At 68.3% G+C, this 15720-nt stretch carries 13 protein-coding genes; 2 read left to right on the forward strand and 11 right to left on the reverse strand.

From position 1 onward, the window contains the following. Window positions 1-114 precede the first annotated feature (114 nt). Window positions 115-1374 carry a hypothetical protein gene (locus LZC94_19910; protein ID WXB19481.1) on the forward strand — a complete coding sequence of 420 codons (1260 nt, stop codon included), beginning with the start codon at window positions 115-117 and terminating at the stop codon, window positions 1372-1374. 11 nt (window positions 1375-1385) lie between these two features. After that, complete coding sequence (locus LZC94_19915; GenBank protein ID WXB19482.1) at window positions 1386-2723, forward strand: PQQ-binding-like beta-propeller repeat protein; 1338 nt, start codon at window positions 1386-1388, stop codon at window positions 2721-2723. Window positions 2724-2866: 143 nt separating this feature from the next. On the opposite strand, the gene LZC94_19920 is transcribed toward LZC94_19915, so the two are convergent. From LZC94_19920 to LZC94_19970, 11 genes are all read right to left on the reverse strand, one after another. Further along, window positions 2867-3427, reverse strand: coding sequence for a GNAT family N-acetyltransferase (locus LZC94_19920; protein WXB19483.1), 561 nt, complete (start codon window positions 3425-3427; stop codon window positions 2867-2869). 86 nt (window positions 3428-3513) lie between these two features. Beyond that, a complete protein-coding gene (locus tag LZC94_19925; GenBank protein WXB19484.1) occupies window positions 3514-4578 on the reverse strand; it encodes a polyprenyl synthetase family protein in 1065 nt (354 codons plus the stop codon). Beyond that, entirely contained in the window at window positions 4575-5618 is a 1044-nt protein-coding gene (locus tag LZC94_19930) for a hypothetical protein (GenBank protein ID WXB19485.1), read from the reverse strand. The genes LZC94_19925 and LZC94_19930 overlap by 4 nt, the downstream gene beginning before the upstream one ends. A gap of 97 nt (window positions 5619-5715) precedes the next feature. Continuing rightward, on the reverse strand, window positions 5716-7083 hold the full coding sequence (locus tag LZC94_19935) for a hydroxymethylglutaryl-CoA reductase, degradative (GenBank protein WXB19486.1): 1368 nt from the start codon (window positions 7081-7083) through the stop codon (window positions 5716-5718). A gap of 76 nt (window positions 7084-7159) precedes the next feature. Further along, on the reverse strand, window positions 7160-8131 hold the full coding sequence (mvk, locus tag LZC94_19940) for a mevalonate kinase (GenBank protein WXB19487.1): 972 nt from the start codon (window positions 8129-8131) through the stop codon (window positions 7160-7162). Beyond that, a complete protein-coding gene (gene fni / locus LZC94_19945; protein ID WXB19488.1) occupies window positions 8128-9222 on the reverse strand; it encodes a type 2 isopentenyl-diphosphate Delta-isomerase in 1095 nt (364 codons plus the stop codon). The genes mvk and fni overlap by 4 nt, the downstream gene beginning before the upstream one ends. Before the next feature lie 37 nt (window positions 9223-9259). After that, a complete protein-coding gene (locus LZC94_19950) occupies window positions 9260-10765 on the reverse strand; it encodes a hypothetical protein (protein WXB19489.1) in 1506 nt (501 codons plus the stop codon). Further along, window positions 10762-11778 (reverse strand): diphosphomevalonate decarboxylase, encoded by a 1017-nt coding sequence (gene mvaD, locus LZC94_19955; GenBank protein WXB19490.1) that lies wholly within the window; start codon window positions 11776-11778, stop codon window positions 10762-10764. The genes LZC94_19950 and mvaD overlap by 4 nt, the downstream gene beginning before the upstream one ends. 11 nt (window positions 11779-11789) lie before the next feature. Further along, complete coding sequence (locus tag LZC94_19960; GenBank protein ID WXB19491.1) at window positions 11790-12569, reverse strand: hypothetical protein; 780 nt, start codon at window positions 12567-12569, stop codon at window positions 11790-11792. A 612-nt stretch (window positions 12570-13181) separates the two neighbouring features. Continuing rightward, window positions 13182-14276 (reverse strand): LuxR C-terminal-related transcriptional regulator, encoded by a 1095-nt coding sequence (locus tag LZC94_19965; protein ID WXB19492.1) that lies wholly within the window; start codon window positions 14274-14276, stop codon window positions 13182-13184. 630 nt (window positions 14277-14906) lie between these two features. Continuing rightward, complete coding sequence (locus LZC94_19970) at window positions 14907-15716, reverse strand: LytTR family DNA-binding domain-containing protein (protein WXB19493.1); 810 nt, start codon at window positions 15714-15716, stop codon at window positions 14907-14909. Window positions 15717-15720: the final 4 nt, after the last annotated feature.

Genomic DNA, 15720 nt, shown 5'->3' on the forward strand with positions numbered 1-15720 from the left:
TCCGCGCATCGGAGGCGAAACGTGGCGGACCAACCCAAAGACGAGAATGCACCGGAGACTCACTCGGACGCGCATGACGCGACTGACGCGAACGACGCGACCGAGAAACCGCCGGTGAACGAAGCAGCCCACGAGGCGGATTTGCCCGCGGGGGAGGACGCGCCGAGCGCCGAGAGCGAGGACGAGGAAGAGGCCAAGGCGATGCCCGAAGCCATCGCGCGCCGTGTGGCCGCGCTTGGCGAAGAGGACGAGGTGGAGCGCATCGCGCGGGCCGAAGAGGCCAAGCTCGCGGAGCGCCGCCGCGAGGCCAAGGGCAAGGGGAAGAAAAAGGGCGGGTTGGAGGCGGCTGCCTCGAAGCGCCTCGCCAAGATTGGCACCAAGGCCCCCGCGCCGAAGCGCGCCGTCGCCACCGCGGTCGACGCCGATCCGCTCATCGAGAAGACGGCGGAGTTCTCCAAGTGGGTCAAGAAGAACCAGAAGGTCGTCGGCATCTTGGCGGCCGCCGTGGCGGTCGTCGGCATCGGCTTCGGCGTCTACGCCTATTCGCAGAACAAGCGCGAGGGCGCGGCCTCGGTCGCCCTCGCGACCGCCGTCGCCGACGAGCGCGGACGCATCGGCGATCCCGACAAAGAAGACGACGATCCGGACCGTCCCAAGGATCCGCGCCCCATCTTCAAGACCCCCGCCGATCGGCGCGAGGCGGCCCTCGGCAAGTACCGCGAGGTCGAGTCGAAGTATACGGGCACCGGCGCGGCCTATCTGGCGCGGCTCGGCGAAGGCTCCTTGCTGCTCGACAAGCAAGACGCCGACGGCGCCATCGCGGCGTTCAACGACGCGAGCAGCTCCCCGCTGGCGCGCGTCGACGCCGAGGTTCGCGGGCGCGCGCTCGAGGGGCTCGGCTTTGCGTACGAGCTCAAGGCGCAGAACGCCACCGGCGACGAGAAGACGAAGCTGCAAGACGAGGCGATCAAGCGCTTCCACGAGCTGGAGAGCACCGACGTGCAGGGCTTCAAGGAGCTCGGCATCTACCACCAGGCGCGCGTCTACCAAGCCAAGGGCGACAAGGACAAAGCCAAGGAGCTGTTGAAGACCGTGCACGAGCGCACGAGCAAACCCGGCGAGAGCCAGGCGTACCCGCTCTTGGCGCAGCTCGCGGACGATCGCCTGCGCGCCCTCGATCCCAGCGCGGTCCCGCCCAAGGCCCCGATGGGCGGTATGGGTGGCATGGGCGGTATGGGCGGCCTGATGGGCGGCGCCGGCGGCGGCAAGTTCAACGAAGCCCAGATGCGCGCCATTCAAGAAGCGATGCGCAAGGCGCAACAGCAACAGGGCGGCGGCGCGCCGCCGGCACCTCCGGGGGGCGGAGGGCAGTGAGTCTCCAAACCATGAAACGGCGAAGCGGGTGGGCGCACCGGGCGCTGGCGCTCTCGGTGGTGCTCGGGCTCGGCGCGACCGGCGCAGGATGCGCCACCGCGGACACCGCGAACGATCGCATCAGCCCGGAGGTGCCGCTCTGGTACCACCGCCCCGCGAACCTGATGTCGGTGCTGGTCAAGCGCACCGTCACCGCCGCCGGGCGAACCACGGGCGAGGACTGGGAGCGCGGCCGCACGGAGATCGACGCGCGCCACGGCCGGATCTTCTTGGGAACGGCCGACCACGGGTTCTACGCGCTCCGCGCGGGCGACGGCAGCACCATCTGGCGCTTCGAAACACTGGGCGTGGTGCAGTGCGAGCCGCTCTACGATCCGGAGCTCGACATCGTCTATTTCGGCTCGCACGACGGCGCGCTCTACGCTGTTCGCGCCTTCGATGGCTCGCTGGTGTGGCGCTTCTTCTCGGGCGCCGAGATCTCCCGGCGCCCGGTGAAGTACGGCGACAACCTCTACTTCGCCAACGGCGCGGACCAGCTCTTTGCCGTCGACCGCCGAACCGGCAAGAAGAAGTGGCAAGCGCACCGCACCTCGGCGCTGGGCATGGAGATCGCCGGCTACTCCGGGCCGGCCGCCGCCTTCGGTAAGGTGTACCTGGCCTACTCCGACGGGCACGTGGTCGCCTACGACGCCCGCGACGGCACCGAGCGCTGGACGCCCGTCGATCTCTCCGCCGAGGCGGAGCAGTCCTCGCCCTCGGGCGAGGCCCCGCGCTACCTCGACGTGGACACCACCCCGGTGCCCGACGAAATTCCCGGCTCCGGCAATGTCGTGTACGTCGCCAGCTACGCGGGCGGCGTCTTTGCGCTCGACGCCGAGAGCGGGGCGCGCGTGTGGAGCAACGACCAAGCCCGCGGCGTGACGGATCTCGTGCTGTTCAGCGAGCCCGCCCACGCCCCGCACCCGAATGGCCCGGACCGCGATGGTCCCACCGTGCCCGCGCGCAAGCTGCTGCTCGCCTCCAGCGGCACCACCGGCCTTTGGGGCTTGGAGCCCGGCACCGGAAAAATGGTCTGGCGCAACGACGTGCCCGAAGGCGGCGTCACCGCGCCCGTTCAAATCGACGGCGCGCTCCTGGTGGGCACCACCCGCTACGGCTTGTTCCTCCTCTCCCCGCGCAACGGCCGGGTCATCGACGGCTTCAACATGACCACCGGCTTTGCGCAAACGCCCTCCGCCTTTGGCCACCGCGCCTACGCCATGACCAACGCCGGAACGCTCTTCGGGCTCCAAATCGAACCTCCGTCGCTCGGGCCCACCGCCCCCGGCAACGGCCAAAACTGGCCTTAATCGCGGAGCGCGATGGCTACAGGCTACAGACTCCGGGCTTCAGGAGGAGCGTTGTTTCTGCCTGAAGGCGGTAGCCTGTCGCCGCGTGCACTCCCGCCTACGGCCTCTCCGTGCGCCTTCGGCTCGAGGATGGCGAACGCTGATTAGCGCGCGCCGCCGAAGTCGTACCGCATGATGGGGCGCGCCGGCTTCCGGCGCGCGACCTCTTGGAAGCCAAGGCGCGTGAAGGTCGACGCAAACCCGGTGAACGAGGCGGACGGCGACTGCTCGGCGTCCACCGGGTACGCTTCGACGGCCGGCGCGCCCGCGAGCTTGGCGGCCTTCACGGCGGCCGCAATGAGCAGCCCCGTAACGCCTCGCCGGCGATGGCCGCGGCGGATGTAAAAGCACGAGATCGCCCACACGGGCATTTCGTCGACCTTGGCGAGGATCCGGCCGCGATCGAGCCATGGCAAATCATCGCGCGAGGTGAGCTGGCACCAGCCGACCGCCGTCTCCCCCTCGAACGCCAGGAGCCCCGGCGGCGGCCCCCGCTTCACGATCTGCCGGAGCGCCCGTTTGTTCTCCTCGCGCGGCCGCTGCCGATAAAGGCTGCCAATCCGCCAATACATGCACCAGCAGCCGTTCGACGCCCCGCTCTTGCCGAAGAGGTCTTCCAGCGCGGGCCAGAGATCCGGTGTGAGAGGACGGATCGCGAGCTTCATCCTTCGTTTTTACGCGCCATCCGAGCTTATCGCCAGCGCGCCGCCACGCCCGCAGAGCCCGCCGGACGGGCCCATCGGACCAAAGGTCAGTGCTCGCGCACCCCGAGCGCCAACACCGCGCCATGGAGCGAGAGGCGCGCGGCGGGGTCGAGCGGCGTCGCATCGAGGGCCGTCGTAGCCTCGTTCAAGAGCGCCGCCAGGCGGGCTTCCACCCGCGCGCGTGCCCCCGACTCGACCATGCGCGACACGACGCGATCGACGTCGGCCGGATCGGCGTCTTCATGGCCGAGGACGCGATCGAGCAGCGCGCGGGCGCCGGGATCGGTGAGGAGCTCGACCACGAGCGCCGTTCGCTTGCCCTTGCGCAGATCGCCGTCGGAGGGTTTCCCGGTGGCCGCGGGATCGCCGAAGGTCCCGAGCAGATCGTCGCGCAGCTGGAAGGCGATGCCGAGCGGATCGGCGAAGCGCTCCAACGCGGAGCGCGTTGCCGTCGGGGCGCCGGCGAGCACCGCGCCCAAAAGAACGGGGCCGCGCACGGTGTAGCTCGACGTCTTGAGATCGTGCACCTGCTCGACCGCCGCCGCGTCCGATGCTTCGGCGTGCACATCGAGCAGCTGTCCGAAGACCACGTCGATTTGCATGCGCGCAAACTCCACGCTGGCATCGACGAGCCGCTCGGGAGGAAACCGAAGGCCGAGCAGCACCCTCTGAGCGAAGCCCATGGCCAAATCGCCGGCGAGAACGGCGGAGGTCGCGCCCATGTGCGGCGAGCCAAACGCCTGGCGCAGGGCCGCGTGCACGCTGGGACCACCGCGGCGAATGTCGTCGCCGTCCATCCAGTCGTCGTGCGTGAGCAAGTACGCCTGCAGGAGCTCGAGCGCCACCCCCGCCATGACCACCGCGTCGGCGCCCCCCGCGCCGCCGCACGCTTCGTAGGAGGCGGCGAGGAGGGTCGGTCGGAAGCGCTTTCCTCCGCGGAGCGCCAGAGCGCGCAGCGCGCCCACCGTCTCCGCCACGGGCGCGCCGTAGCGGCGGGCGCGGTCGAGCATCGCATCGAGGCACGCCTCGAGCTCCGCGTCGACCCGTTGGCGCACGCGCCCGGCGAGGTCCGCGAAGGCGCGGCGGGGATCGTCTTTGGCCGTCGGGATCATGATGCGATTCTCCTCACTTCGTGCTCGTCGCGCGCATGGCCGGGCGGCGCGAGGAGCCGCTCGCTGCTCCCCGCGGAGAGAAGGTGGCGGCGCGTGTACGTCGCAAAGAGCAGCGGCAGAACGGCGTTGCGCCACTGGAGGTTGTAACCGTGGATGTACGTGTTGCGATCGTCGCCCGCCCACCGCGAGCCCAGCTCCTCGCGATCGAGCCGCGCGAGATCGCGCTCGACGGCGCGACCTAGCACCTCCCGCGAGCGGTCCGTCAAAAAGGGCCGGTGCTCGCGATCGTAGAAGAGGAGGAGGAACGCCCCCACCACCTTGGGCTCGTAGTACATCATCAGCGCCTCGTAATCGGAGGCGACGGCCGCGTTGATCAAGCGCGCGTTCTCTTGAAAAACGCGGGCCTGGAGCTCGGTCGACGCGGCTTCGTCTCCGCGCGGCAGCGCCGAGATCATATTGGCCATGCACAAAAGGTCGCAGTCCCACTTGTGCCATTCGCGCTTCTCCCAGGTGCGCAGGATGAAGCGCGGATCGGCCCCGCATGCTCGGGCGGCCTCGTAGAAACCGCTCGGGAGCGAGTCCTGCGACAGAAAGGGGAGGAGGTGCGCGTCGGTGGCCGGTACGCCGCGGAGCTTGAGCCACCACGCCGTGTCGTCGACGTCGTGCACGATTTTGACCGGCCTGCGGCCCTTGAAATACGACTTGCCGGAGGCGAGGGTGTCGCGCTTCCACCAGCCGCAGAGGGTGCCGTTGCCGAACTGCGCGAGGTGCTGCACCACCTCCGGATCGAGCGGAACGCCGAGCCCGCGCTTCACCAGGCACTCGAGCATGTAAAAGCCGTTGATGTCCGCGAGCCGCGCCCGCTCGATCCCGCGCCGGTCGACGAACGCCACATAGTTCTGCGCTCGAAACGACTCCTCGGCGGCATGGTTGATCGTAGCGCCAAAGAGCCAGCCGGCGAGCAGATCGAAGAGGGCCGAAAACTCCTCCTTCCACTCCGTCCACGTCACCTCGCGCGCCTTCGTCAGGTAGTAAGACATTCGCTCTCTTCCGCTCCGCCGTTTTCGTCGTCTCGTCGTTGGTTCATCGTTCTGCTGGTTTCGCGTACGCTTCGTCCGCGCACACTTCGTCCGCGGCTCACGCAGGCGGCGCGACGATCCCGTGCGCCGCCGCCGGGCGCCGGCTCTCGGCCTCGATGCGCGCCAGGATGGCCACGGCCCGCTCGAGGCGCACGTCGCCCAGCTCGGAGAGCTCGCGCGCGACCTGCTCCACCAGCGCGCCCGTGGCGCCGGCCGTCATGGCCACCGAGCGCGCGTGGAGCGACATGTGCCCGCGCTGGATCCCCTCGCACGCCAGGGCGCGAAGGGCCGACAGGTTCGACGCGAGCCCCACCGATGCGATGACCATCCCCAGCTCGCTGGCGCCTGGGTTGCCGAGCAGCTTCAGCGCGAGCCGCGCGCCGGGGTGCGCCCGGGTGGTGCCGCCCACGGTGCCGATGACCATGGGCATCTCGAGCTCGCCCTGAAGCACCCCGCCGGGGCCGAGCCGCCAGATCGAGAGCGGCCGGTAGCGGCCATCGCGCGCGGCGTACGCGTGGGCACCGGCCTCCACGCCGCGCCAATCGTTGCCGGTCGCCAGGGTGACGGCGTCGACCCCGTTCATCACGCCCTTGTTGTGGGTGGCCGCGCGGTACGGATCGAGCTCCGCGAAGCGGCTGGCGGCGATGACCCCGTCGCGCACGCGCTCCCCCGAAAATTCCTTCGTCTCGAGCGCGTGGAGCGGCACCAAGCACCGCACGCGCACCCGGCGCCGGTCGGCGAGGTTCGACAGGATGCGCAGCCCGGGCTCGCCCCCCGCGAGCGCCGCCAGCCGGCCGGCGACCGCCTCGGCCACGGTGTTCACCATGTTGGCGCCCATCGCGTCCTGGCAATCGACGAGCAGATGGACGGCGAGCATCCCGCGCCCCTGCTCCGTGCCCGGGACGTGCTCCGTGCTCGGAACGCGCGCCGTGCTCGGAACCAAGGTGCGCACCTCGATGTCGCGCGCGCCGCCGCCGCGCCGGACGAGCGAAGGGATCGCCTCGTCGCACGCCTCCAGCAGCGACGCGCGGCGGGAGAGGATCGCCTCGGTCGCCGCCTCGGTGTCGGGCACGTTCACGAGCTGCACCTGCGCGATCATGATCGGCGGATCGGCCTCGGCGGTGAAGCCGCCGCCGTCGCGCACGCTCTTGGCCGCGTTCGACGCAGCGGCCACCACCGAAGGCTCCTCCACGCACATCGGGACGATGTAGTCGCGATCGTTGACCCGGAAGTTCAACCCGAGCCCGAGCGGGAGCGCGTGGGTGCTGATGACGTTCTCGATCATGTTGTTCGCGGCATCGATCGAGAGCGCTCCGCCGGCGAGGGTGCGTACGTCCTCGTCATCGAGGCCGAGCCGCCCTCGGAGCTCGAGGTGGCGCTCCTCCACGGAGAGCTTGTAGAAGCGGGGAATCCTCGAAATCGTCATGATCTGCGTCGCCTTTCTTCGTTCCTCGAGTGGATTGAAACCGTCGTCGCGGGCCGATGGGGCATGCGCGGCTCCATCACGCCGCCCCGGCGGCGGCCAGGGGCTCGGCGCCGCTCCCCACCGTGGTGACGAACGACTCGAAGCCCGCGCTCCGCCACGCAGCCCGCACCTTCTCCGGATCGTCGGGGGCGAGGGCGATCACGCTGCCGCCACCCCCGCCGCCCGTGAGCTTGGCGCCCAGCGCGCCCGCGCCGCGCGCCAAGGTGCACATGGTGTCGATCTCGCGGCACGAGACCCCCAGGACCGCGAGCTCCTCCTGGTTTCGGCTCATCGCGTGGCCGAGGGCCACGAGATCGCCACGAAGCACGGCCGACGCACCTTCTTGCACCAGAACGCCGATGCCCTCGAGCACGCGCGACGTCATCACCGGCTCGTCCCTGTGCAGCTCCGCCACCCGCTGCACCAAGGTGCGTGTCTCGTGGCAGCGCCCCGTGAGCCCCACGCAAAGGGGGATGGAGTCGGCGAGCAGCGGCACCAGCCCGGTGGCCCTTCGGTACACGCCAAAGCCGCCGTGCTGCGCGATGGCTTGATCGATGCCCGACGGGTTGCCGTGAAAGACGCTCTCGGCCGCGTGGGCCGCCGCCGCGATCGCCGGCTCCGAGGCGCCCAACCCGAGCGCCCCCGAAATGGCGCGCGCGAGCGCCACGGCGAGGGCGGCGGAGCTCCCCAGCCCCGATCCCAGCGGAAGCTCGGAGCGGACCGCGAAGTCGTGGCGCAGCACCCGCGGATCGATCCCGAGCGACCCGAGGATCGCTTGGTAGGCCGAGATCAGCGCGTCCTCGCCGGCCCGAAATTCGGGCGGCAGCAGCGCCGGAAGCCGCTTGCGCACCTCCGGTGCGCCCAGCCCGGAGAGGAGCAGCATGCCATCGCCGCGCGTCGCCGAGACCTCGACGCCGCGCTCGAGGGCCGCCGCCAGCGCCGGGTACCCGTACACGACGGCGTGCTCGCCCAGAAGAATCACCTTGCCGAAGCCGCGGAAGGAGCTCATCGACGGCCCGCCTCCTCGAGCCATGCGCGCAAGGTCGGCCCGAGCACGCGCGGCGCGCTCCGGAGCTGCGCCGACGACCCGCACCCCGCGAGGAAGGTGAGCGCACGAACCCCCGCCACGATGTGCCGGAGAAACGCGAGCGCCCCCTCGTAGCCGCCTTCTTGGCGCGCGCGCAGCACCGGCGCCGCCAGTCCGCCGGCCGTGGCGCCCAGGGCGAGGGCGCGCGCCACGTCGGAGCCGGAGCGAAGGCCGCCGGTGGCGATGATCTCGAGCCCCAGGTCGGCCGATAGGCCCACGGACGCCCCCGTGGGAATGCCCCAGTCCCAGAGCTCGTCGCCCAGGAGCCGCTCGGGCCCGCGCGCGCGCTCCGTCTCCACACCGACCCACGAGGTGCCGCCCGCGCCGCTGACGTCGATGGCGGTGACCCCCGCCGCGCGGACCGCCCGCGCCACCGAGCGCGAAATGCCGCACCCCGTCTCCTTGATGACGACCGGCACCGGAAGATCGGCCACCAGCCGCTCGATCACCTTGAGACCGCCTCGAAAATCGCGGTCGCCGCCGGGTTGAATCAGCTCCATGGCCGGGTTCAAGTGCACGCACAGCGCATCGGCGCCCACGGCGTCGACCAGCTCGCGGATGGCGCTGCTCGACATATCGCGCGCTTGCACGAGGCCGATGTTGCCGAGCACCAGCGCCGTGGGCGCCACGTCGCGCACGGCGTAGGTGGCCGCGGTGTCGGGCCGCAGGACCATGGCGCGCTGCGAGCCAAGGCCGAACGCGAGGCCGAGCGCTTCCGCCGCCCGCGCGAGATCGCGGTTGATCTCACGTGCTTCGGGGGTGCCGCCGGTCATGCCGCTCACCACGACCGGCGCCGCCAGGCGATGGCCGAGGAGGGTCGTGCCCAGATCGATCGAATCGACGTGCCGCTCGGGCAGCGCGTCGTGGACGAGGTGAACCTCGTCCAGCAAGGTGCCTTTCTGACGGAATTCGACCTTGCCGCTCGCACAAAGCGCGATGTGATCCGCTTTGCGTGCGCCGATGATGCTCTCCTGGCAATCTTGGGTATTTTGGGTATCTCGCGTATCTGCCATGTTCGCCTCGCGCATGCGCAAAAGAAGGAAGCCGCGATCAGCCCGTGAACGCGTAATAGCGGTATCCGTGATCGGTTATCTTGGGGGTCACCGCGTCGCCGAGCCGGGCGAGCACGAACTCCCCGCGCGGCGGAAGGACGCTGCGCGGCGGGCCGATGATGGCGACGCCGTTCGCGTGCCCGCGCTCCACCTCGGCGTGGCCATGCAGGCGCTCGTACTCGTTCACGTCGATTTCCACCCTTCGGCCGCCGTCGGCCACCGGCCGTAGCTCCTCGGCGAAGCGCGCGCGCGACGCCACCTCGCGCCACCGGGGCGCGACCTTGCCGCTGAAGACCTTGGCGCTCGCGCCGCTGCCGTACGAGCAAAAGAGCACGCGCTGCCCCTCGAGCTCCTGACCGCGCTTGACCGCCTGCTCGATCAAGCTCGCAAATGCCAGGTACAGCGACGCCGAATAGACGTTGCCAATCTCGCGCGACAGCTCGAGCGAGGGCTCGGTCCGCCGGGAGAACTCCGCTCGGAACGCCTCCGACTTCATGAGCGCCCGCTGGAGCTCGCGGCGATCGTCGGGGTTCTCCAAGGACGCGCGCACCTTGTGCAGCTCACCGGCCAACGACGGCTCGGACTCCCAAAGGGTCGAGAAGACGCGCGCCGCGGCGTATTCGGCCATGCGCGGGAAGGGGACGTGGAAGAGGAGGTGATCCAGCTCGCCGTAAATGCTGGAGCGGGTCGTCTCCGCGCCGTTAGAACCATTGCGGCCGTCATGACCATTGCGGCCATTGTGACCATTGTGTCCGTCATGCGCGATCCGCTTGGCCGCGCGCCGCGACGTGTACTCGGAGAGGGCGCCCTCGATGCAATCGAGGTACACGTCAATCGAGTATTTTCCGTCGACCACGGCCGTGGAGCTCCAATTGGGCCGGAAGAAGTCGCGCTCGTTGCGGGTGACCGTGCCCGTGACCCCCGGCTCCAGCTCGAGCAGCCGCGGGTTTTCGCACACGAGCAGCGCCACCGCGCCTGCGCCCTGCGTGTACTCGCCCGCGCTGCGGAGCGGATACTTCGATATGTCGGTGGCGATGATGATCGCATACCGGCGCGTGTTCTCGCCGGCGCGGAACTGGTTGACGGCCGCCTCCAGCGCGTAGGTGGCGCCGATGCATGCAAACTGCACCTGCGGGGTGCCGACGTGCGGAAGGCTCTTTCCGTAGTGGTCCTCCAGCATGCCCAGCACGTACGCGGCCATCGACTTCGACTGATCGACGGTGGTCTCGGTGCCGATGGCCAAAATGCCGATGTCGGAGGGGTCGATCCCGTTCTCGTCGATGAGGCGCTTGGCGGCCATGGCGGCCATGGTGGCCGAGTCCTCGTGGCCGTCGGGCACGGCCATCTTCTTCACCCCCACGCCCGAGATGACCTTGCCGCGCAGCTTCTCGGGCGACTCCTCGCCCATTTGCGGGGCGCGAACCACGGGCCACTCGTTGGCCATATCGACGTAGAGGCGCGGCACGTAAACCGCATAAGCATCGATTCCAATAACCTTCGTCATAGACTCCTCGTCTCGTTGGTAAAGCCCGCGGAGGCCATGCGCTGTCCGTCGAGGAGCAGCGCACCGGCGCCAGGGGCGGCGATGATGGTTCGTCGGATCCCCGGCACCTCGGCGAGCGCGCGCGCGACGTACTCGGCGTCGGCCGGCGTCGTGAGCGCCTTGGGGTGCGGTCCGGCGTCGCAGGTGAACCACGCGTGAAAGCCGCGCGTGCGCAGCTTTTGAATCACGTGCAGCCCCTCCACCGTCGGCCCGCGCAGGTACACCACGCCGGGATCGGAGGCCATGGCGCACGCGTGCATGCGCAGCGCGCTTCGCTCGGCCACCGCGCCCAGCGCGGCAAGATCGCGCCGCTCGATGGCCTCCACCGCGCGCGGGATCTCCGCGGGCGCCGACGCCGTCCACGAGGCATAGTACGGCGAGGCCTCGCTGCGGGTCATTCCGTCGGTGGAGCCAATCTCCTTCGGGCCCTCGATGCCGATGCCGATGACCAGCCGGAGATCCGGCCAATCGCGCTCGGATGCGATGGGCGTGGCAAAGGACGAATCGGTCTGGCCCGGCGTCCCCACCCCGAGCAGGACCAGCCCGCCGAAGATGGAGCGCGCCGCCGAGCCGGACGCTTGCCGCGCCAGGATGGAGAGCTTGGTCCCATCGTGGGCGGCCCCTGCGGCCGCCGACGCCGCGAGGGTGAGCGCCGCAAAGGCCGAGGCGGAGGACGCGAGCCCCGCCGCGGTGGGAAAATCGTTCGAGCTGCGGACCTCGGCGAACATGCGCCCGGGCAAAACGCGATCGAGATGGCGCGAGACGCGTTCTTGCGCGCGGGGGTCGGCGGGTTTGCGATCGATCCAGACCGCATCGGCATTTCGTGCGGGATCGAAGTGGACACTCGTGCGCGTGGTGAGCGCGTCGACGGTGAGCGAGAGGCTGGGGACGGCGGGAAGGTTCCGCGCGAGATCGGACTTTCCCCAGTATTTGACGAGGGCGATGTTGGCACGGGCTTCGGCGAGGGCATACATGGCTGGCTCGTTCACCGCGTGGCGCCCGAGAGGGGAGCGATGTCGTGGCGTCGCTCCATGATCACCTTGCCGATGAGGTACATGGCGTAGTACCCGGCGTTGAAGAGGGCGGCCTGGATGAGACCGAAGAACGAGATGGCGCCGAGGAGCAGCACCACCAGCTCGCAGACGACCGACACGCAGCGGTGCTTGAGGAACATGTACGTCCAGCGCACCAGCCGGGAAGGGGAGCGCTGCATTTCGCGATGCCGGTCCATGCGGTCGTTCAGCTTCTCATCGACCACGTAACCGAAGGTGAGCAGCGCGAACGCTCCGCCCGCAAGGAGGGTCGGCTTCAAGTCGACGCCGATGGTCGCGTGCACGGCCAAGAAGGTGATCCCGACCAGCGCGGTCGAGAGATGAAACGCCATGTTGTCGATCTTCCGCGAGAGAAAGCAGCTCGCGATGATGGCCCCGTAGAGAACCGTGGTCTCGCCATCGCTCGCCATTCCGAGACCGACGGTCACGCCGCAGAGCACCGCAAGGAGCACGACGATGTCGCGCCGGAAAAGTTTGTCGTCGAAATGAAGGTCGATGACCTTGGTCAACAGGCCCCATCCGAACCAGAATGCGAACCGCAGCAGCAGCGAATGCTTGAAATACGGTAAAATATCGCTCAAACGCATGCAGAATGCGCCCTTTCCAAGGGAGCCAAGGACATTGAAGGTCTCGAGGTGCCGCAAAGACCGAGGGACACCGCCCGCCCGTGCCCAAACGAGAACGAGAACGAGCGCGAGGAGGCGGCGCTGCACGAAAACATCCAGATAGACGGGGATCGAACCGCGAACGCGATAATTTCCCCGACTCGTATTTAAGGTTGGCTACGCGGAGTGTCATGTCACCCCAGGGGGTGACTCCGGCTGTGTTCATTCGAAATGCCAATCGACATGCCACTTCAAATAACAATCAGCAAAGCAAACGGACCGCGATCGCGATTGCCATCGCGATGAGACGGGCATGCGGTGAACGCGCCGGCCCAATGGCCGAAGGCCGAGAAGTTGGTGAAAATGCCCAAAATATCGACAAAACACGCGCAGGACGAGCCGCCCGGCCGCCGGAAAATCTCGTATGCTCATCGCATTTCATCGCGAACGCATGTGTCGATATGAAGTTCGGAATGCAACACGAAGGTGACCATTCATGGTCATCGATTCGAAATGGCATTCGTCGGAGTCCGACCAACATCGGTGTCGCGGCGGCACAACATCGATGTAGACACCCGTGAACGAAATGCCATTCTCGGCGCGAGGCGCGTAAAATGGCGCGATCGCCTCGTGTTCCAGCCTCGAGCTAGGCGCCCGAGGGTGAAATCGTTTCAGGAATCGGTCGCGAAAGGATCTTGAAACGGGTTCGTCGGCGGTCGGTTACGGCGGTGGGGTGCCGCGAGCCATACCGGAGAACTCGCGTACCAAATCGACGCGGTTCGATACGCCCAGCTTGCTATACAGACGGCGCATGTACGTTCGCACGGTGTTCTCGCTCAGCCCTACGATGGCCGCGATATTGACCCGGCTATAACCGGCGACGAGCAGGCGTCCGACCTCGTGCTCCCGCGCGGACAAAGTCTCCGTGCGCGCCGCGGATTTGTCCGTCGTTTGCAGATCGCGGCGCGCGTTCTGCAGCGAATTTTGCAGCGATTTTTGCAAGTACGCAACCACGCAGCGGCCGGACGCAAAAATGGATTTCTCCTCGATGTCGGCGATCCCCATCACCGTTTGCGTGCCAAGCCGTGCGCTGGATACCACGGTTTCACCATGGCGGTGCGATTCAGCCAGACCAATGATGACTTCGGCGACCGAATCGACCTGCGCCGGGCCCTCGAGCCGGTCGTTGTTCGCGTTCTTCTCGGCTCTTTCGCCGTCGTCCGTGCGGGTCGCCCACACGACCTGGCGCTTGCTCCGGTCGACGACCAGCAAGGTTCCATGGGCGCCGTCGACCATCGCCAACGAGCGCAGCGCCGTCCTTTCGCGAAGCAGCTCGTCGGAGCGCCGGTGCGCCCGGGCGGAGGCCAGCACGAAGGGGGCGGCCTGCTCCATGCGCGCGACGTCCGCCGGGGTGAACGCGGGCTCGTGCTCCCGACGTTCGAGGCCACAAACGGCAAAAAGGCGGCCGCCCTCGTGCGGGGCTTCGTACAACGGGACCAGGATGGCCTGCACGAAACCATCGGCCACCGCGTGGTGCCGAAAATAGGGGAGCGCCGACAACGGAGCGCCCGGGCGCAGCTCGTTCGTCAAGTACGCGCGCCGTGTGCCCGTGACCACGGTGGCCGGGTCGAGACCGAAGGCCTGCGCGAGCTCGACCTGGAGCTCGCACGCGACCGCGGAGCCATTGGCGACGGCTCGAATGGCGCCGTCCACCACGCGGAGCGATGGCCCGAGGGCTACGGCTGGCGCGTGCGGCTCGCGATCCTGGCGGCCGAAACAAAAGAAGGCTCCGGATGCGGGTACGAGGTTCCGCATGAAGAGCAGAAGGCAAGATTGAAAATCGGCAAGAGCAAGGACACTGGCGCTGGCACTCGCACTACGCTCGATATCGGACTGTGAGGTGCCAATAACATCTACGGGAACTTCCATAAGGCAATACTCCTCGACCACCGAGCAGACCCACCGGGCCCGCGAGGCCGGCGAGGCCAGCGAGGCCAGCGAGACTGGTGCGCCAAAGGATGGCGTTTGACTCGTTCATCGTCGCGACGGAAACAATAAAAACAGTTCGTGTGCGCAATTTCCGGCGAGATGAAACGAGAATCAATTTCGGGCATTCGACACCGATATTCGCGTGGCGCGCGGCAAAAAGAACAAGACCACCCCCGCTCACAACATATGACGCAACTGCAGAGCGTCAACCAAGATTTCCCATTTCCTAAAATCGATTACGGCCGTTGTCCACTTGCTGGCGGAGTTCGTCGTCGTTGTGACGTTATCTTTTTACCTGGGTTTCACCTGACATGGGTCGCTCCAGGGCCAAGGTGCAGCGAGAAGGCGCATATCCCAGTAGGCTCGTAGACGAGAGAAAATCAGCAAAAACGAGGGAAACCGGCGAAACACGCGAAACAGGCGAAGGGAGCGAACGAGATAGGTCGTGCGGCGCGGTCAATGATCGCGGCGCAGCCCGACGACGGCCGTCGCCAGGAGCGCGTCGCGAACGCTGGCCGCGCGCTCGCGGGCGACGGGGACTTGCACGCTTCGGTGTTCGTTCCCGACGATGAGCGTGGTCTCGCCGGCTTCCCGTTCGATGCTCCGAACGTGCGGGGTCATCACGAGCCAATTGCGGTGCACGCGCAAATAGCTGCCGCGAAGCACGGCCTCGATGGCGGCGAGCGACAGATCGACATCCAGGCGACCTACGGGCGCATGAACGAAGCAGAGACGCCCTTCGGCCTCGAACGCCCATGCGTCGCGCACATCGACGAAGACGAGGCTCCTCCCACGCCGGGCCACGATGCGCCGGGGCTCGGACGCTTCCGGAGATGCGGGCGGCAGCGATGCGATGCGGTCGCCGCTCAAGGTCGACACGGTGGACGCGACCCGCTCGAGGCTCTCGGCGACCCGCGAGGCGGTGAACGGCTTGAGGAGGTAATCCGATACCCCCAGCTCGAAGGCCCGCAGCGCATGCTCGCGCGACGCCGTCGTCAGGATGACCCGGGGCGCGCCGGGCACCCGCGCAAAAGCCTCGATCCAGGTGAGACCCGCCGCCTCGGCCTCGCGCTCGCCCGCGAGGTGCACATCCACGAAGGCGATGTCGAGGGGCTCGGGGGAGCCGATGAGCGCCGCCGTCGCCAGCACGGTCGAGGGCACGGCCGCGACCACCCGCGCGCGCCCCGATTGCTCGAGGAGCTCGACCAGGTAGTTGCGCGCGGGCCATTCGTCTTCGAGTACGAGGGCACCAAGCTGTCGGGTCATTCCG

It is taken from the genome of Sorangiineae bacterium MSr11954 (genome assembly GCA_037157815.1).
In the GTDB taxonomy this organism is placed as follows: domain Bacteria; phylum Myxococcota_A; class Polyangia; order Polyangiales; family Polyangiaceae; genus Pendulispora; species Pendulispora albinea.